Origin of the sequence: Clostridium paridis, assembly GCF_016765615.1 — a bacterium.
Classification (GTDB): domain Bacteria; phylum Bacillota; class Clostridia; order Clostridiales; family Clostridiaceae; genus Clostridium_T; species Clostridium_T paridis.
Genome location: NZ_JAESWA010000023.1, coordinates 357,588 through 376,495, shown reverse-complemented (window position 1 = coordinate 376,495; position 18,908 = coordinate 357,588). Strand labels below are relative to the sequence as shown.

Annotated in this window: 16 protein-coding genes; 6 read left to right on the top strand and 10 right to left on the bottom strand. The window is 30.6% G+C overall.

Features of this window, described 5'->3' with window-relative positions:
- The first annotated feature begins 231 nt into the window (after positions 1 to 231).
- The gene (locus JK634_RS14930; RefSeq protein ID WP_202768467.1) at positions 232 to 624 is read left to right on the top strand and encodes a (deoxy)nucleoside triphosphate pyrophosphohydrolase; all 393 of its coding nucleotides are present in this window, start codon (positions 232 to 234) and stop codon (positions 622 to 624) included.
- A gap of 80 nt (positions 625 to 704) precedes the next feature.
- On the opposite strand, the gene JK634_RS14925 is transcribed toward JK634_RS14930, so the two are convergent.
- Complete coding sequence (locus tag JK634_RS14925; RefSeq protein ID WP_202768466.1) at positions 705 to 1,385, bottom strand: Crp/Fnr family transcriptional regulator; 681 nt, start codon at positions 1,383 to 1,385, stop codon at positions 705 to 707.
- A 115-nt stretch (positions 1,386 to 1,500) separates the two neighbouring features.
- On the opposite strand from JK634_RS14925, the gene JK634_RS14920 reads away from it, so the two are divergent.
- Positions 1,501 to 2,184 (top strand): YjjG family noncanonical pyrimidine nucleotidase, encoded by a 684-nt coding sequence (locus tag JK634_RS14920; protein ID WP_202768465.1) that lies wholly within the window; start codon positions 1,501 to 1,503, stop codon positions 2,182 to 2,184.
- Between the two features lie 116 nt (positions 2,185 to 2,300).
- On the opposite strand, the gene JK634_RS14915 is transcribed toward JK634_RS14920, so the two are convergent.
- Complete coding sequence (locus JK634_RS14915) at positions 2,301 to 6,101, bottom strand: fibronectin type III domain-containing protein (RefSeq protein WP_202768464.1); 3,801 nt, start codon at positions 6,099 to 6,101, stop codon at positions 2,301 to 2,303.
- Positions 6,102 to 6,485: 384 nt separating this feature from the next.
- Positions 6,486 to 7,454 carry a YbgA family protein gene (locus JK634_RS14910; RefSeq protein ID WP_202768463.1) on the bottom strand — a complete coding sequence of 323 codons (969 nt, stop codon included), beginning with the start codon at positions 7,452 to 7,454 and terminating at the stop codon, positions 6,486 to 6,488.
- Between the two features lie 135 nt (positions 7,455 to 7,589).
- Here JK634_RS14910 and JK634_RS14905 point away from each other — a divergent pair, with 135 nt between their 5' ends.
- Complete coding sequence (locus JK634_RS14905; protein ID WP_202768462.1) at positions 7,590 to 8,795, top strand: glycoside hydrolase family 18 protein; 1,206 nt, start codon at positions 7,590 to 7,592, stop codon at positions 8,793 to 8,795.
- A gap of 89 nt (positions 8,796 to 8,884) precedes the next feature.
- Positions 8,885 to 9,289, top strand: coding sequence for a VOC family protein (locus JK634_RS14900; RefSeq protein WP_202768461.1), 405 nt, complete (start codon positions 8,885 to 8,887; stop codon positions 9,287 to 9,289).
- 35 nt (positions 9,290 to 9,324) lie between these two features.
- Here JK634_RS14900 and JK634_RS14895 read toward each other — a convergent pair whose 3' ends face one another.
- A complete protein-coding gene (locus JK634_RS14895) occupies positions 9,325 to 9,786 on the bottom strand; it encodes a phosphohydrolase (RefSeq protein WP_202768460.1) in 462 nt (153 codons plus the stop codon).
- Between the two features lie 23 nt (positions 9,787 to 9,809).
- A complete protein-coding gene (locus tag JK634_RS14890) occupies positions 9,810 to 10,691 on the bottom strand; it encodes a LysR family transcriptional regulator (protein ID WP_202768459.1) in 882 nt (293 codons plus the stop codon).
- Positions 10,692 to 10,902: 211 nt separating this feature from the next.
- On the opposite strand from JK634_RS14890, the gene asd reads away from it, so the two are divergent.
- Both asd and JK634_RS14880 read left to right on the top strand, forming a co-directional pair.
- Positions 10,903 to 11,979: an aspartate-semialdehyde dehydrogenase gene (asd, locus tag JK634_RS14885; RefSeq protein WP_202768458.1), complete on the top strand. Its 1,077-nt coding sequence runs from the start codon at positions 10,903 to 10,905 to the stop codon at positions 11,977 to 11,979.
- A gap of 173 nt (positions 11,980 to 12,152) precedes the next feature.
- Positions 12,153 to 13,409, top strand: coding sequence for a CYP152 family fatty-acid peroxygenase CypC (locus JK634_RS14880; protein ID WP_202768457.1), 1,257 nt, complete (start codon positions 12,153 to 12,155; stop codon positions 13,407 to 13,409).
- Between the two features lie 48 nt (positions 13,410 to 13,457).
- On the opposite strand, the gene JK634_RS14875 is transcribed toward JK634_RS14880, so the two are convergent.
- The 5 genes from JK634_RS14875 to JK634_RS14855 form a co-directional block, all read right to left on the bottom strand.
- On the bottom strand, positions 13,458 to 14,204 hold the full coding sequence (locus JK634_RS14875) for a MerR family transcriptional regulator (RefSeq protein WP_202768456.1): 747 nt from the start codon (positions 14,202 to 14,204) through the stop codon (positions 13,458 to 13,460).
- 112 nt (positions 14,205 to 14,316) lie between these two features.
- The gene (locus tag JK634_RS14870) at positions 14,317 to 16,710 is read right to left on the bottom strand and encodes a diguanylate cyclase (RefSeq protein WP_202768455.1); all 2,394 of its coding nucleotides are present in this window, start codon (positions 16,708 to 16,710) and stop codon (positions 14,317 to 14,319) included.
- A gap of 366 nt (positions 16,711 to 17,076) precedes the next feature.
- On the bottom strand, positions 17,077 to 17,256 hold the full coding sequence (locus JK634_RS14865; protein ID WP_202768454.1) for a YjfB family protein: 180 nt from the start codon (positions 17,254 to 17,256) through the stop codon (positions 17,077 to 17,079).
- 103 nt (positions 17,257 to 17,359) lie between these two features.
- Entirely contained in the window at positions 17,360 to 17,791 is a 432-nt protein-coding gene (locus JK634_RS14860) for a VOC family protein (protein WP_202768453.1), read from the bottom strand.
- A 184-nt stretch (positions 17,792 to 17,975) separates the two neighbouring features.
- A complete protein-coding gene (locus JK634_RS14855) occupies positions 17,976 to 18,830 on the bottom strand; it encodes a hypothetical protein (protein WP_202768452.1) in 855 nt (284 codons plus the stop codon).
- Positions 18,831 to 18,908 lie beyond the last annotated feature (78 nt).

Here is an 18,908-nt window from a genome sequence, read left to right as displayed (position 1 = left end):
TACTTAATTTCAAGTATAAACTAACTTTAGTTTATTTAACCATAAATAAATTATAAATACTTTAAATATTCATTGCCTATATTTAAAGTTCACCTTATAATAAATTTTATTAAAATATAGTCGATATTATAAATAGTATAAAAAAACATTGTTAGTAGTTGAAATTTTTACATAGAATAAAAAGATTTACTTTTTAAATTTCATTTTACAATACATATAGAGGTGAATTACATGAAAAAGATAATAACAGTTATTGGAGCAATTATTGAAAATGAAAATAAAGAAATACTTTGTGCACTTAGATCTCCTAAAATGTCTCTTCCTAACCACTGGGAATTTCCTTCTGGAAAGCTAGAAAAAGGTGAAGGATATAAGGAAGCAGTAGAAAGGGAAATAAAGGAGCAATTAAACTGCTCCATTGAATTTATAAATGTAGTTAAATATAACACTCAAGAATATCATGATTTTATGATGACTTTAGTTACAGTTAAATGTAAATTAGTATCTGGAATTCCAAATTCAAAAGAACATTCTAAGCTTCTATGGTTAAATAAAGAATATTTACCTTCATTAAAATGGATTAATGCAAATATTCCAACTGTTGATTTACTAGCAGTTCAATAGCAATATAAATCCGTAAATTAAAAAGATAAAGCATCTCTGGGTTTTCAAAAGTGATGCTTTATCTTAATTCCTAATATTATCTACTTATATAAATTTTTAGATAAATCTCTTAACCTAACTTCATCTAATATAAATATTTTCTTATCATCACATCTTATAATTTCTTTTTCTTCAAGTTCATTAAAGGTTCTACTTAAGTGTCTATAGGTAGTACCTAAAAATTGAGCTATTTCCTTAAATGATGAGTTTAAAATTATATACTCATTATTATCTATGTATTCAACCAAGTAGCTTGCTAACCTATTTATAAGAGGATATATAAAGTTATATGAGCTATTATTGATAGTTGCATCTAACTTTTCGCTTAAGGAATTAATTAGATGATGCAAAAAATTTAAATTATTATAATACTCATCTTGAAGTATCTTTGATGGGATTGCTATTAAGTGAGCTTCTGATATGGCTTCTACATCACAGCGTATAGGAATATTTTTTAATAATTCTATATCACCAATGGTTTTAAATGGACTGTAGAACTTTAAAAACATAGATTTTCCATTCTCAAATAAATACGATATCTTAACCTTTCCTTCCACAAGTAAATAGTAATAATCAAGTTTCTCTTCTGCTTCTAAAATTAATTCCCCATTTTCGTAAAAATGAAGTTCAGCATAATTAATTATATTTTCATCAAACAACTTTTCTATATCATATTTATCAAGATACTTTTCTAAAAGGTTTCTATCATAAATTCTCTTCATAACTCCTCCAGAATAGGACACATGTCATATTATACTTTATATAAATATGGTAACTTATGAATTACCACATGTAAAGCATGGTATAATTATATAAACAACTTAAATGGAGGATACTATGAAATACGAAGTTATATTATTTGATGCGGATGATACTTTATTTGATTTTAAAAAATCTGAAAACAATGCTTTTAAAAATACGATGATTCAGTTTGATATAAGCTATGATGAAGATTATCATTTAAAAGTATATAAAGAAATTAATAAGGCATTATGGAATGATTTCGAAAAGGGAAATATTACTCAAGAAAAATTAAAGATAGAAAGATTTAAAAGATTATCAGATAAAATAGGGATTAAGTTTGATTCACATGAATTTGCAGCTGCTTATGTAAAAAACTTAGCTAATGAATCCCATTTATATGAAGAAAGTACTACTCTTGTAGAAGAACTTCACAAAAATTATAAACTAGTTATGGTTACTAACGGGCTTACTGATGTTCAAGATAAAAGAATTAGAAAATCATCTCTAGCCAAATATTTTGAGCACATAGTAATCTCCGAAGAAGTGAAAGCTTCAAAACCAGACGCTAAGATATTTGAAGTTGCTTTAAATTATATACAGCATTTTGATAAAAGCAAAGTAATTATGATTGGTGATAGTTTAACTTCTGATATAAGGGGTGGACTAAACTTTGGGGTTGATACCTGTTGGTTTAATCCTTCTAATACTAAAAATCAATCTGATATTAAGCCTACTTATGAAATTACTTCATTAGTAGATATAAGGAAAATACTTTAAAACAAAGAGGATGCTATGTTTGTCACCCACGACAAACATAGCATCATTTAATTATTATTCTTGTGAAGCTTTCTTTCTTCTTAAAGTTACTCCACCTACTATTGCGATTGCACCAATCAATAATTAGAGTGAAGTATCAATTGGTGAAACAGTCTTAGGAAAATCTCATACAACTGTGTATTCAATTGGTTTTTCCTTAAGTTAGCTATAGCATCTTGTAAATCCTTTAATGCAGCATCCACATCTGTCTGCTTAGCATCCTTATTGTCAATTACTGCTTTTGCACTTGTTAATGCATCTTGGAATGCCTTCCAGCTACAATCAGTATACTTTCCTTGTGTCTTATCTTTATTTTGATTATATAACTTTTCTAGTGAAGACTTATCTACTGGTGATTTTGCTTGTAAATCTTTGATAGCTTTATCAAGTGCATTATAAGCATTTTCAAGAGTTGTTGCAGTTGCAGTATTATCTTTTAGAAGAGCTTTAATATTTTTTAAAGCCTGTACTAATACTGACCAACTTTCTGGAGTATAGTCTTTTTTATTCAATGCATCAGCTTTATCAACTAATGTTGGAATATAGGATCTCCAGTCTTCTACAGAATTTGCAGGCTCTGTCCCTTGCTTTGTGTATTTTACTGGGGTTGATCCACTTATATCTAATAAGGTTGCAATACCATTTTTGTATTCAAGAAGATTTTCTTTTGCATAGCCTTTTCCGCCTTTACCAGTACTTGTTGCATTACCAGTTCCATTTACTATACTGTTAACTCCAACAAGTGGGCCAGTTGAGCTTCCAAGTTCAACTATACATGCATCTTGAATAGTTACATTTTCTTTATTTGGAACTTCAATTGCATTATCCATAAAGATACTTGCACCATTAGTATTGATAAATACATCATATACTCCTAAACCAACTGCTAAGTGGTTATTAACCCTATTAGATACCTTATATGAAGCGTATCCTTTAACAGTACCATCATGACTCATCCATCCTTCTTGAGATTGTGGATCATATGGTGTTTCTGATTGATAGAAGTATAGGCGACCATTTTCACCGTTCCATATTGTTTGGTATTCATTAAAATGTTCAACGAACATTCCGTACATTGTAGCATTATTACCATTTACAACTAAGCCATTCCTAGCAGTATTCTTATCCCATGCAACGCCTGCACCATGGTCTGCTCTCCATACCCAGAAGTGATCACCTATTACATCATTACTGTTGATTTCAACTGTTGTATCAACATTAACATTGTTCTCTTTAAATCCGCCAATACGGAAGAATAAGTCTGATAATGATATTGGATTATCACTATGATCTTTATTGCTACCTTTTTGACCAACTTGAAGCATATTTGTTGAGCTATAATATGCATCAAATAAAAGTCCAGCAACAATTACACCTGACTGGTCATCAACTAGCATTGCACCCTTGTCATTTTTAGGCACAAGAGTTGCAAGTCCTGTTCCTAGAATTATTGTGTTAGCATTCTTTACATGAAGTGGTTTAGTTAATTCATAGATGCCAGGTGTAAAGAATAGATTCTTTCCTGAATCTAATGCAGCATTTAGTGTTTCAGCTGTATCTACACCTTCTTTAGCAATATAGAACTTACTAATATCTAATGATTGGCCACTTCCCATATTGTCTTTTGACCAAGAAATTCCTGAACTATCTCTTTTAAGATCAGGTACAAATACCTTGTATTCTCCGTCGTCACCTAAATATAGGAATGGTTTTTCTCTAACGATTGGGGTCTTATCAATAGTTGTATATGGATTTCCTGGATTCTTGTCCCAGTTACTATCTGGAGCACTTACATCCCCTTGGAACACTCCATTCCAGTTTACTCCATACCAACCTCCAGTTAAATCACTATTTCTAGTGTACCATTGTTGTTGAGTGTATGAACCAACATTCTTTGTAAATGCACTATCTGCAACAAAGCCGCCACTTGCCCATCCATAATTCCAGTCAAATTGGGTAGTTCGTTCAACATTCATCCTTCTAAGTGGTGCAGCTTGTGAAACTGCCCAAGGCATTTTGTCATTTGGGTTTATTTCACTTGATACAGTAAAGTTTTCAGCACTACGCCAGAAAGTTTGTGTTGCATTATTATTTGGTAAACATGCTGGAGTAGATAGATTTTGAATTTTTGTATCTAGTGGTGTTTTTCCAAGTCCTGCTACTTGAGTGTAGAATCCAATATTTAATAAACCTGCATTATTATAGTTTCCAGGCTTAAAATATATACCATAACGATTAGGAATGAATTGGCCTTGGAATGTTGTATTATCATGAATTGCATTTACTTCTTGCCCTATTGCCTTCATATCATCATATTTAGCGTTATAGAAAATCATATTACTTCCAAACATCTTGGTCTCTAATGAAATGCTGTTTGAATAATCACTTGTACCATAGTTATTAACGGCAATAATCTTGTAGTAGTTTTCATACTTAGAAGCATTTGGCTTAGTATCTGTAAATCTTGCTTCTGTAGTATCTCCTATTTTTTCATAGTTGCCAAATTTACCACCAGCACGATAAATTTCATATTTATTTACGCTCGGATCTGCATTCCAAGTTAACTTAATATCCTTACCAGATTTTTTAATATCTATGCCAGATGGTGGTGTACTTGGACGATTTCCAGCAAGTGTAGTTACTGAGAATTCTGAACTTTGTGCATAAGGACTTTGTCCATTAACTGTGCGAACTACATAATAGTATTTAGTGTTAAATTGAAGTCCTGTATCCGTATAAGTTGTTTGTGCAGTTTCTTTACCAACCTTTGCGTATGGACCTCCTGAAGTTTCTGATCTCCAAACTTCATATCCACTAAAAATAGTTCCTTCTAAAGCACTCCATGAAAGTGTTACAGAATTACCTTCTATATTTGACATAGTAATCTTACTTACTTTTTTAGGTGTTGATTTTGTATGAATAATGAATTTTTCATTATCTGTAGGTGCACTAGTTAAATTTCCTGGAGCCATCTTTCCTTCATTAACTGTGATATACTTCCATCCTTCTGTTTGTTTAAAAGCAACAGTACCATCCCCTTGAGGCACAGCTTGAACGGATTCCCATCCTCCAATTGTCATATCTCCTACCTGTCTAACAAAGCTATTGCTTCCAGTCCATAATGTGTTGTTATTAGATTTGAAGTTAACAGTGGAATTGTTCTGGAAAGAACCATATCCTAACTTAAATATGCCATTTGCCGGAACATTTGCTGCGTCACTAGGCATTGGAGTTTTTACATCAATAGGGTTGCCTACTACCCCATCCACTGTTACAATATTGTGTGTAGCTACATGTTCAATATAAATATCATTTGCTACTTGATCTTCTTCTGGTGGATAAGTTGGCTCTACTATGAAGAATTTTTCTGCATCAGTAACTGCTGTAGATTCTGTAGTTACTAATTTTCCTTCATCATTTACGGAGACAAATCTACTAAAATGACCGTCTTTCATAGTAAAACTTCCATCAGATTGTTTTTCTAATGTAAATGACTCCCACCCATCAACTGTAGTTTTCTTTGGGTTGCTATCTGTTATAGCATTTAGTCCATTTACAGTTTCTGACTTAAGCATATTCCATTGGTTACCCACCGATGAAAAACTTACTAAGTTTGAATTAGTATTAGATTTTAACATTTTGAATAGAGCTTTAGCAGTTAGATTATTACCATTCATATTTTGGATATCCGCATTAGCTGTAACTGGATCTGCACTACTTCCAGAAACTTGAACAGCTTTTCCTGTTTTTGCAGACACAATATAAGAATATTGATCATTTGGTGTGTAACCATTTTCACTTGCAGCAAAAGCAACACTTGGGAAACCCATGACAAGAACACTAACGGCTAACAGTGTTGAAAAAACTTTTTTAAACATTCCTCTACCCTTCCCCCTTCTATTATTTTGTAGTTTTTACACATAATGTAAATTGCCCAATACAATGTTATATTTCTTTTTATATTTATGTCAATAAAAAAAAACCTCTATCTACATACTTGAAACTACATTATTCCTTAATTCCTCGTAATTTTATCTGACACTTTATTACATTAAAAAAAGACGTTTTGCTTATTACCCAAGCAAAAACGCCCTTTTGATTATTTCTTATATAAATTTCTGATTCATTATGTTAATCACATCAACTTCCATTTCATTGGATTTTTCTACAAAACTTTCATTATCTAAATGAATATAGTAAGAACGTTTTCTTTATTTTCTAAGAATCTTTTGTCCCATAACTCTTAATAAAGCGTGAACATTTTATAAACCCCCTTCTTTTCCAGAGTCACTTATATCAAGTAATCCTTCTGGGTAAGGAGTCCAAATACTTTGATTTATTAAGCAGTCTTCTTCATATTTTATAACATATGATCTAATAAGGTTGACAAGCACACTTAAATGTATCTTCCCCTCTCTGTATTTATCAAAAGTACTTAAGATAAACCCTTTTTCCTTTGAGGTAATATTATCAGAAAAGTGTCCAAATATTTTCATTAAGGTGCTAATGTAACTTGTATACCTGGGTAATCTTGCAAAAGTCAATCCAAGATGTTCTCTATATTCATTCATTATTTTTTCTATATTTTTATTTTCTTGATTTTCTAGAATTCTCCCCATGATCTTTTGTTCTTTTTGATTATATGCCATAAAAAGAAATTTATTGTGGGCATGAAAGTCAATTAATTCCCCAATTAATCCCCTTTCCATAACCTTACGAAACTCAAACATTATATATACTTTAGTTAAGAAGTGTTCCCTTATCTTTAAATTTTTTAGTCTTCCCTCTTCTTCAATGGCTAGATAAGGATATTTATCCATAGCTTTTACAGCAAATATTCCAGATCCCTTTATTGTACCTACCGCTTTCACTTTTCCTAAATATATTTTTACTTCTTTTATTCCGCATGACGGAGATTTACCTTTAAGTATAAAGCCATCAATATCTTTAATTTTATCTAAAAATCTTGATGAATAACTCTCCATAGCTTCAGTGAATACTTTTTCAGTTGTAGGTTGGAAAAGTTCAATGTCATCCTTTTCCTTTATCAATCTCAAGGATTCTCTAGGAACTCCAAGTCCAATTTCAACTTCTGGACATACAGTAATATAATTTACGTAATCCTTAAGCTTATCTACAAATTTATCATTGTAACCCTGCCCATTATAGCGACATTTACTGAATCCTAAACATCTGCTTACTACTAATTGTGGTTTATTACAATCCTCCATAAGCTTCCTCCTATATTAAAAATACTAATCATTATTATAATATTTTAATTAACCTTATGTTAGGGGGATTCTTATATGACATGAAAACTATTCTAATGGAATATTTATATATCAAAGTAATTTAAAGGATAAATAATGATTACTAATAAAAATATATTAATATATTTCCCAAGTTGGGGTGCAACACAAGCTATTCACAATTATATTCAGGTAGGTCAAATTCCTTGGGATAAAGTTACAACTATTTGTCATGCCTTCTTTGAAGTAGATAATAAAAATAAGTTAAAAAGTATAGACAGCTATTTGGATTTTCACAAATCTTTTCCTCATTCTAATGGCCTAAAAGGACACTTTGGAGAATATAAGTACTATAAAAATCTTTACCCCAACGTAAAGGTTTTGATTTCAGTAGGTGGCTGGACTAGAGGTCATAACTTTCATTCCATGTCACTAAACTCAAAAAATAGATGTGTTTTTATTAATAGCCTTATTGATTTTCTAAAGAGATACCCTTTTATCGATGGGATAGATATTGATTGGGAATTTCCTGGCATAGATAGAAAACCTAATCCTAAAATACCAGATGATAAAGGATGTCCAGGTGGACCTGAAGATAAGATAAATTTTACCTTGCTTTTAAAAGAAATACGTGAGGCCTTCAATTTAAATAATATGTCTACAAAACTTCTTACAGCAGCTGTTCCAGCTGAATACGATTTATTATTTTATCAAGAGCCCGAAATATACAATAAGTATTTAGATTTCTTAAATGTCATGGCCTATAATTTTCATACTGCAAAAGAAAAAATAACTAATCATCATTCACCACTTTATCCAAATCCGAATGACCCATCACCAATTTATCCAATTGATATTAGAAATAGATATAATTCAGATGCAGCGATGAAAACTTATAGAGATATCTATAAAGTTCCTTCATATAAACTAAACCTTGGTGTGCCTCTCTATTCAATTGGTTGGAAAGGAGTATTAAATATTGACGGTAGTCATCCTGGGCTATTTGCTCCAGCTACTGGACCAGCCATTGGAACATGGGATAATCCTAAAGCTCCTAATGGTAAATTTCCATACTATGAACTTAGAAAAATAGAATCTGCAACTGGCTTTCTGAAATATAGAGATCCCTATTCCATGGTTCCCTATTTATACAATGATATAAGCGGAATAATGTTTTCATATGAAGATGAAAAATCTCTAAAGATAAAATGTGATTATGTTATCTATAATAATTATGGAGGGATTTTTGTCTGGGATATTTCAGGAGATGTAATTAATGACTTTCCCATGATATCGATAATAAATAATAACTTAAATCAATGAGATACAACTTGTTCTCATGAATATTTAGAAAACTACTCAATTGGGGAATACTACTTTTATATTAAATTAATCCTAAAGGAGAAATTAAAATGAGTGATACGAATTTCCCAATCATCCCATTCCTTACTTTTGGCGGTAATGCTGATGAGGCAATGAATTTCTATGTTTCTATATTTCCTGATTCTAAGATTTTAGAACTTACTAGGGTAGGTGAAAACATGAGAGGTGAAGAAGGTAGCGTGCTTCATGGAGCTTTTGAAATTAAGGGTCAAAGGTTTTTAGCGATGGACATAGAAAAAAGCTATCATCCAGATTTCACTTGGTCAATGTCATTATATGTAGATTGCGTAGATGAGGTGGAATTTAATTCACTTTTTAAAAGTCTTTCCACTGATGGTAAAGTCCTTATGGGGCCTGAACCAGTACTTGCTTTAATGAGCGTAGCCTGGGTAACTGATAAGTTTGGGGTAACCTGGCAGCTTGTACTAAAATAATAGTTAAAAAGGAGGGTGCCCTTGCCATAATATAGCTAAGAGATCCCTCCTATACTTAACTCATTAAAAATATATATGAATTCATTCTCTACAGAGCTAAAATCTCTCTGGGAAAAATCATGCTTAATAGTTAGATAAGGTTCTTTTGAAAAGTCATCTACTCCAAATTTCTTATATACTATTCCTTGTAATTTCTCTTCAATTTTAAAATATCCAGGCAAGTTTTTCTTAACAGGTCTAGTCAAATCGGAAATATAACTTTCACTTGCATCATGTAATAAACAACCAAGTTGAACTCTCTCTGAATATCCACGAAACTTTGCTTCTTTATAACAATTTATTGAATGCTGTGCAACTGAGTAAAAATGTTTAAAATGACCGTTTGCCCTTGATAACATTGACAGTGCATGCGCTATATCTATGATTTTTATATCATCTTCTATTGGATCCAACGGATAAAATTTAGTTTTTGAATAAGTTAATATGTAATCCTGCATATGTTTTCTCCTTGTAATTTATTTTATAGCATTTCTTTAGATAACTCTAGGAATGCTTTTAAAGCTGGTGAAACCCATTTATCTTTGTGATAGATTACTTGAGATACTATACCAAAATCATTAATTGCCCAATTTAATTTCACTAGTCTTCCTTGGGCTAACTCCTCCTCGACTGCAACTCTAGGAAGTAAACTTATTCCAAGCCCACTCATTGTAAATTGTTTAATTGCTTGAACACTTCCTGTTTCCAAAATTAGATTAGGTTTTATATTATAACTTCCTAGCATATTTTCAAATACGGCCCTATAACTGCACCCAACTTCTGTTAATATGAGTTGTTCATTTTCAATATCCTTAGGGTACACAATTTTTTTATTTATTAGTTTGTGACCTGGTGCTGTTAATAATAACATTTCCTCATTAGAAACTATTTCAGTAACAAAATCACTTCCTTCAATTTTGGTTCCAAGAGAAAATGCTACATCTATTATATTATCCCTTAAAAAATGTCTAAATTCAGAACAACTTCCAAACTTTAATGATATTTCAACCTTTGGATAAAGACTTCTATATTTCTTTAATATTTCCGGAAGCCTTAGTACACAAAGAGACTCTGCTGCTCCTATAGTTAGTACTCCACTTGGCACTGAATCATTAGTAATAACATCTTTTATTTCTGCTGACATCTTTAGCATCTGCTTTGCATAAGGTAATAGTTTTTTCCCTTGATGTGTTAGTGAAATATTCTTTCCTATTCTTTCAAATAGTTTAACTTCTAATTCATTTTCAAGTAATTTTATTTGAGTAGTAATAGTCGATTGAGCATATCCTAATTCATCTGCTGCTCCAGTAAAACTTTGAAGTTTACATATAGTAACAAAACTTTTTAGTTGTTTTAAATCCATTTACCACTCTCTCCTTTTATAAATTAATACTAATACTCTATTCTATGCTTTCCATCAAAAATATTGAACATTTTAATCAAAACTTTCAATTTTACTAATGCTTGTCCCAATGATACCATATAAGTAGGGAGATATACTACTACTCTTTTAGATAATTCTAAATATGTTTCATATTATATCTTCGAATGACTAATTAATGGGGGTAGAAACTATGAGTAATAAATTAAAAGTTGGTTTAATTGGCGGAACTGGTATGGTTGGACAAAGACTTATATGCCTTTTAAATAATCATCCTTGGTTTGAGGTTAAAGTCATAGCTGCAAGTAAAAAATCAGCTGGGTTAACCTATAGTGATGCGGTAAAAAACAGATGGAAAATGTCATCACCTATTCCTGAGAATATAAAGGATATTAGAATAAAAGATAGCGCTGAAATAGATGCCATTTCAAAAGAAGTTGATTTTGTTTTCTGTGCCGTATCTCTTAATAAGGCAGAAACTAAAATATTAGAAGAAAATTATGCAAAGCATGAGCTGCCTGTTATTTCATGTAATTCAGCTAACAGATATGTCGATGATGTGCCTATGCTTATTCCAGAAATAAATGGACATCACCTTGAAATAATAGATACTCAGAAAAAGAGACTTGGAACTAAAAAAGGCTTTATTGCTGTTAAGCCTAATTGCTCAATACAAAGTTATGTTCCTGCTATAAGTGCACTACTAGAATACAAACCAAATACTATACTTGCAACCACTTACCAAGCTATATCTGGTTCAGGAAAAAATTTTGATGAATGGCCTGAAATGATAGATAATGTTATACCATATATCGCTGGTGAGGAAGAAAAAAGTGAAAATGAACCTTTAAAAATCTGGGGAAAGGTTGAAGATGGTAAAATAGTTAATACTTATAAACCCATAATAACTACCCAATGTATAAGAGTTCCTGTAACTGATGGTCACTTAGCTGCTGTATTTGTAAGTTTTGATAAAAAGCCACCAAAAGAAGAGATCATTAATTTGTGGAATAATTTCAAGATACCCTCATCAGTAAAGGACCTTCCAAGTGCACCAAAAAAATTTCTTCATTATTTTGAGGATGATAATAGACCTCAGACCAAGCTAGATAGAAATTTTGAGAATGGAATGGGAATAACTATTGGAAGACTTCGAGAAGACAAACTATATGATTATAAATTTGTATGCCTATCTCACAATACCCTAAGAGGTGCTGCTGGAGGTGCTGTTCTCATTGCAGAATTATTAAAATCTGAAGGTTATCTATAATTTTTCATAAAGACGCTTTGTTTGTTTATTTAAGTCAGACAAAACGTCTTTCTTTTTATTCTTTTAAGGTTCCAATTATATGTGAATAAATACTTTCTCCCCTGGGGAAAAGTATTATATGTAATCGGTTAGATAAAAATCCTTACTTAAGATAAAAAGGAGTGAATATAGCTATGCAAACAATCACACAACTTCCTAAAGACAAGACATTAGATAATACTATTGCTCTTTCTAGAGAAGGATATCTTTTTATTAAAAAAAGAACTCAAGAACATCAATCAGATATCTTTGAAACTCATTTATTTGGAGAAAAAGTAATCTGTATGAGTGGTGAAGAATATGCAAAATTATTTTATAATGCTGAAAAGTTTCAACGAAATGGTGCAGCTCCTAAAAGAATTCAAAAAACTCTGTTTGGAGAAAATGCTATTCAAACAATGGACGGCGAGGCACATTCTCATAGAAAAAGTGTATTTATGTCATTAATGACTACTGAACATCAAAATGAATTGGCAAGTCTTGTGAGGAATAAACTTGAAGCTTCTATACCTAGGTGGGAAACTTCAGATAATGTAGTACTCTTTGATGAAGCAAAATATATATTATGCGAAGCTGCCTGTGAGTGGTCCGGGGTTCCAATAGGCGAAACTGAAATAAAAGAGCGTGCAAATGATTTTAATGCTATGGTAGAAGGTTTTGGATCTGTTGGACCACGTTATTGGATTGGGAAAGGTTCAAGAGAGAGAGCTGAAGCTTGGATAAAAGGTATTATAAAAGATGTTCGTTCTGGCAATCTAAAGGTTAGAGAAAATTCAGCGCTTCATGCTATGGCTTTTCATAAAGATTTGGAGGGAAATGAACTAGATCCTCATATGGCTGCAGTTGAGTTAATTAATGTTCTACGCCCAATTGTAGCAATTTCAACCTACATTACCTTTGCAGCCTTAGCTTTACATGATTATATTGAATGTAGAGAATGCTTACAATCTGGGGATGAGGATTATCTTCAAATGTTTACACAAGAAGTTAGACGTTATTATCCTTTTACTCCTTTTGTTGGTGCAAGAGTTAAAAAAGATTTTATTTGGAATGAATATGAGTTTAAACAAGGAAACCTTGTTTTACTTGATATCTATGGCAATAACCATGACCATAGAATTTGGAATAGTCCAAATAAATTTAATCCAAATAGATTTAGCAATTTTAAAGTAGATTTATTTAATTTCATGCCTCAAGGAGGCGGTGATCCTTCCATCAGCCACCGTTGTCCAGGTGAAGGTATTACTGTTGAAGTAATGAAAACATTTTTGAATATTCTAATTAGTAAAATTGATTACCAAGTCCCTAGCCAAAACTTAAGCTATAACTTATCTAGAATTCCTACATTACCTGAAAGTGGATTTGTTATGTACAACATAAAAAGAAGATAAAGAGAAGAGTTGTTTGCCTTCAATAACAAACAACTCTTATAATTTAAGTTATTTTTCTGCATACAACTCAGCTGCTGCATATTGATAATAAGCTAATCCTATTTGCTGATTTTCTAACATATTTCTATGAAAATCATCTTCTAGCATAAATCTTGAAGTGTTTAAATACTTCTTCGCATCCATATCTATTGAATTATCGTTTATAAATACAATATGATCTTCTACTGCCTTTTGAACTTTTTCATCACTTGCCTTTATTCCACTTCTTAATGCTTCTATCATAAATTTAGTAAATCCTTGTGCTTCTACGGCACTTCTATTCATTTTTTCAACTTCTATTTCTTGCTCCTTAAGCATATCATATCCATAATTGTGATTAAGATACTCATTTTGTTCTTTTAGAGCTTTCACCCATTCTACCTCATTAAAGCCTTTAAACATATCCGATTTTTCCATGTTTTCTCCTTTCTTTGTGAAAATAATTGACTGTTCAATTGTGCTTATTAAACTATCCATTCTTTGCCTGCGCGCTTTAAGCATTTCATGTTGTTTAGTTAAGCAATCAATTCTACTAGTTTCATTTTCAAGAGCCTTTTTTATATCATTAAGTGAGAAATCTAATTCGCGATAAAACAAGATTTGCTGAAGTCGTTCTAATTCTTCTATTCCATATATCCTATAACCTGATTCTGTGATATTACATGGTACTAGCAATCCAATTTTATGATAATGATATAAAGTTTTTATTGTGACTCCTGTCAAATCTGCTATTTCTTTTACAGTATAATATTGCAATATTATCACCTCGTTTATAATACTAATCCCTTACCTAAGGGGAGTGTCAATACTTTTTTATAAAATAAAAAACAGCCTTAATTCAGGCTGCCTCTTATTTTAGTATATACTGTTACTTTAAACTCTCAAAGAATTTTTTATCTTCTTTAAATATATGTTCTACTATTACTTCTCCTATAAATAATACAAAGATTTCAGAAATATTTATATTAGCTTTTTTTAAATCTCTATTCCATATCTCCAGCTTATTTATAATACTTTTGTGACTTTCTTTATGTTTATTTAGCTCATCTCTTGAGTAATTAGAGTTTTCAACTACTTTTTCTTCATATAAGAAATGCTCTTTCATATGCTCTAATATATCTTGAAATACTTGGACTGCATCATCTGAAATCTCTTCTTTATTTGAGTACGTCAATAACTTATTTGATAAAGTAAAAATTATTTGATGCTGTTTATCTATTGTTCTTTCACCACAATTGAATTCATCACTCCAATGAAGTTCTAAAAAATGATTAGGAATTTTGCATTCTATATCATCTAATACTATTTGGTTTCTTCCCTTCTCTTTTGCCTCAAATAAAGCTTCATCAACTCTCTTAAACCAGACTGAGAAAGGTTCATATTGTTTTCTTTCAGAAACACCAAAGCTTGCAGTAACTACGCCTACCTCTTCAATATTCTCTGCTTCAATTTTTTGACGGATCTTTTCTGCAACATTCCCTGCATCAATTATGTTTGTGCAAGGCATTAATATCGCAAATTCTTCTCCTCCCCATCTAAAGAGTATATCAGATTTTCTTATATTCTGTTCAGCTATATTTGCTACACTTACTAAAACTTCATCTCCTTTAATATGTCCCCATGTATCATTTACCTTTTTAAAATGATCAATATCAAAAATTATTAAAGAGATTGACCTATTAAATTGATCACTTATAGAAATTTCCTCAGACAAAATCTTGTCTAAATAATGTCTATTAAATAAACCTGTTAACTTATCTCTTGTGGCTAAACTAAATAGTTCTTCTTCATAGTCTTTTTTCTCCTGAATATTTAGTAATATCCCTTCATATTGCCAATCATCAATTTGATATGGAACTTTTGTAAGTCTTAACTCTGCCCAAAAAGATTCACCCTTGCTATTAACTAATTCTAAATCTACAATAGGCAGTTCAAGCTCATTCTTTATTACACTCTTAAAATATTCAAATGAATCATTATTTCTAAATATTACATCTTGTCCATTACATATTAATTTTTCAAATTCCTCTTTAGATTTGCATTCAAATTGAGTATAAAAATATGGATTTCCGTATAGGAATTCCCCTCCCTTATCTAGCAAGAATACTCCTATTGGTGTAGAGCTAATAAATCTATCTGTCATGGATTGGATTGACTTGGCAAGTTCTCCAAACTCATCCTTTCTATTAAGCCCATATATATTCTGATCTTGTGTAATTTCCTTTAATTCGATACTCTCCTTTAGTTTTCCAAATGGAATCATAAATACTTTCTTTACCAAATAGCTTATAATTAAAACCATGGCCATCATTATAAGAAAGACTAGGCCTATAATTCCCATTAGTTTAGATGGTGAATATAAGTTCTTTGAATTAAAGAATGTTACCACTCGCCAATTACTGTTACTAACTGGAGCTATGGCTGCATATTGATATTCCTTATCATTCAAGTGTATAATTATAGGTTCTTCTGGAGATTTAAGATATGCCTCTACTTTTTGCTTAAATTCCTGGTCACTACTTAAATCATAAGCATATCTTGGAGTTTTCAAATTAGAGTCTTCATCTTTAATTTGCGAATTACTACTATCAGAATTCATTTCTATTAATCCATGCTCATTAATAATTAATGTTTTTGATTCATTATCTTGATGTTTAATTAGTGTCTCTTTCAAGAATTTTTCTAAGTTTATTGTGCAACCCACAATTCCTAATAATTTATCTCCATCCTGAACTTTTACACTAATCCATATATCTTTAGATTCCAAAAACCTATTATTTGTAGTAAATAATGAATATTTACTGTTTGAAGTTATATACTGAAAATACCATTTATCAAATACGTTATTTTCATCAAGTCTTCCTATTGAATTGAACTTATCGAATGTGGTTTGATTATCTACATAATACATTTGCTTTGATTTATTTAAGACTATAAACGAATTAGAGTCTTGAAATACATCACTAAATTCCCTAAGTTCATTATAAGCAATTTCTTTATCTTTAATATTATCTTCATTTTCCATCCACTTTATAAGTTCAACTGAATTTGATGCTTTTTCAGCTAATGCTTTATCTCTAGCTAGTTTTTCCTGAACATGTGCAACCAGTTCATTTGTATGTAATCGTGCATATTCTTTTGAAACATTCTGAGTAATTCTCTTTATTTCACTTTCCATTAAAAGTGAAGTTAAAATAATTGTTAGAACTACTACAAAAACTATTAGCATTCTAAACTTGTCCCAAATTCTATTACTCAACACTTATCTTTCCTCCAATATTATATTTTGATTAATGGAGTTTCATCTATAGTAAACAATTTTAATCATTTGCTTTACACAACTTTATCCTTACTAGTATATATCTATAATTTGTCTCTTACATTATAGCACTTTCGATTTTTTTCAACAATATTTTTAAATGCGACTTAATTTTTCTTAATATCTATAATGTAATATTATTTTTTCTCAAAAAGGCTTTTCGCCTTACTTCTATAATTTTATGTCAGAAAATATAGGTAATACTTCCATTAAAAATTACACTTTATAGTTTAATGCTCTAAAAGTTAATAAAAATAAAGTCTCATATTTAGCAATTAAGCTAAATATGAGACTTAAATTATGTATTATTTAAACTCTTACATCTATCACTTTTCCTAAGTTAGGATCAATAGCTGATACTTCCATTATTTTATTAAGTCCTTCAGCCATTTGACTTTGTGTATTCATCTGAAGTTTCATCAAACTAATGTCAACCGCATTTCCTAAATTATACTGACTTAATGTCATTGAAGTGCTTGCAATATCCATAGTACATCCTCTTTTCAATAAGTTTATTTATAAACTTATACTATCACACCATTTTAGATAATGCTATATAATATCCCAAATATAACTTGTCATATGATTGCTTTTATTGAACTAATGAAGCCAATTCCTCATCTTCCTTTATAGCCTCAGGATCCATATATATAAATTCCCAAAGATGACCATCTAAATCTTGAAAGCTTCTTTGATACATATGTCCAAAATCCACTGCTTCTTTCGAAAACTTCCCCCCCATATTTATAGCCTTATCAACAATAACATCCACCATTGCCTTACTTTCTGCTGATAATCCTAAGATAACTTCAGTACTTTTAGTTGTATCTGTTATTTCTTTTTGTGTAAAATTTTTAAAGAACTCATCTACAAGCAACATTGCAAAAATATCCTCATTAATAATCATACATGCAGCATTCTCATCAGTAAATTGATGATTGAATGTAAACCCAAGCTTTGTAAAGAAATCTACTGATTTTTTTAAATCCTTAACAGGCAAATTAACAAATATTTTTGTACCCATAAATTAAAATTCCTCCCTTTCTCTCGTTTGTGATTCAATAGTTATTATTTTCTTTGGCTATTTTATTATGCTTATAACTTGGAACGTTTTAAGGGACGGTTAACAACTTTTTGTAATAATGCTTGTCTCAAAATTCATTTATTGTACAAGCACTTATTGAATTAGTTGTTAACTGTCCCCTATTTTAAGTCGCAAGAAATAGTCCAAATAGAAGCAATGAAATTATTACTATAATTACAACTATTATAAAAAATATAATATTAACTAATGCCTTGCTCACAGTTCCTCTTATTAAAAGTCTCCTAATAGAATTTAGTATAAGAATTATTAATGTAACATTTAGAAATGCAATAATAATATTAATAATAGAAATTCCATATTTACTGGTTTTTATTAATTTTCCTTCCTTACTAAATTCATATGTATTGGAACTTAAATCTCCTCCACATTTTAATGTATCTGAATTTATGTCAACCTTTGGAACCTCATAGTAGTTTCCTCTTTGCCAAGTAATTACCTTGTTATTGAAATTAACTATATATTGTTCTGTATCATCAGATATTAGTGCATAATCTCCTGAATTAAAAGGAAAGACAGTTACTTTATTCTTTTCTTTAATGAACTTTTGTAAATAACTTATACTTTCATTATCATTAAGTAAATTATCTTTTATCCATCCTTCTCTATCGTTAATCGACACATGAAAATACTGAGCTTTTGCTGTCAGAATATACTCTGAGAATCTAACCTTAGTATCTTTATTTATATCTATCTTTGCACTATTAGCTATAAAATCATTGTCCATTTCTTCAAAAAAGTATGGATCTTTTTTATTCTTATCATCAACAAAATCATAGGAACCTCTGTCTATTGTTGCTTCGAATCTCATCACTTTTTCATGATATAGTTTTACCTCTGCTGCTTGCTTTTCAATTAATCTCTTTTGATCATACTTATTCCAGGTTACTGAAATAAAATTCAGTAATACTAAGCTTAATATGTATATAATTAGTTTCTTAACTTGTTTATCCAATCTCATTTTGCCTCCTTTTTTAGGGGACGGTTAACAATTTTTTGCTATATTGCTTGTCTAAACGTACTCAAATAGCATTTAAAT

Excerpts from the sequence above, each read along its gene's own strand:
- JK634_RS14920 (WP_202768465.1), top strand. The coding sequence starts at position 1,501 with ATGAAATACGAAGTTATATTATTTGATGCGGATGATACTTTATTTGAT.
- JK634_RS14925 (WP_202768466.1), bottom strand. The coding sequence starts at position 1,385 with ATGAAGAGAATTTATGATAGAAACCTTTTAGAAAAGTATCTTGATAAA.
- JK634_RS14930 (WP_202768467.1), top strand. The coding sequence starts at position 232 with ATGAAAAAGATAATAACAGTTATTGGAGCAATTATTGAAAATGAAAAT.
- JK634_RS14910 (WP_202768463.1), bottom strand. The coding sequence starts at position 7,454 with ATGGAGGATTGTAATAAACCACAATTAGTAGTAAGCAGATGTTTAGGA.
- JK634_RS14865 (WP_202768454.1), bottom strand. The coding sequence starts at position 17,256 with ATGGATATTGCAAGCACTTCAATGACATTAAGTCAGTATAATTTAGGA.
- JK634_RS14915 (WP_202768464.1), bottom strand. The coding sequence starts at position 6,101 with ATGTTTAAAAAAGTTTTTTCAACACTGTTAGCCGTTAGTGTTCTTGTC.
- JK634_RS14860 (WP_202768453.1), bottom strand. The coding sequence starts at position 17,791 with ATGGGTACAAAAATATTTGTTAATTTGCCTGTTAAGGATTTAAAAAAA.
- JK634_RS14880 (WP_202768457.1), top strand. The coding sequence starts at position 12,153 with ATGCAAACAATCACACAACTTCCTAAAGACAAGACATTAGATAATACT.
- JK634_RS14895 (WP_202768460.1), bottom strand. The coding sequence starts at position 9,786 with ATGCAGGATTACATATTAACTTATTCAAAAACTAAATTTTATCCGTTG.
- JK634_RS14890 (WP_202768459.1), bottom strand. The coding sequence starts at position 10,691 with ATGGATTTAAAACAACTAAAAAGTTTTGTTACTATATGTAAACTTCAA.
- JK634_RS14900 (WP_202768461.1), top strand. The coding sequence starts at position 8,885 with ATGAGTGATACGAATTTCCCAATCATCCCATTCCTTACTTTTGGCGGT.
- asd (WP_202768458.1), top strand. The coding sequence starts at position 10,903 with ATGAGTAATAAATTAAAAGTTGGTTTAATTGGCGGAACTGGTATGGTT.
- JK634_RS14905 (WP_202768462.1), top strand. The coding sequence starts at position 7,590 with ATGATTACTAATAAAAATATATTAATATATTTCCCAAGTTGGGGTGCA.
- JK634_RS14855 (WP_202768452.1), bottom strand. The coding sequence starts at position 18,830 with ATGAGATTGGATAAACAAGTTAAGAAACTAATTATATACATATTAAGC.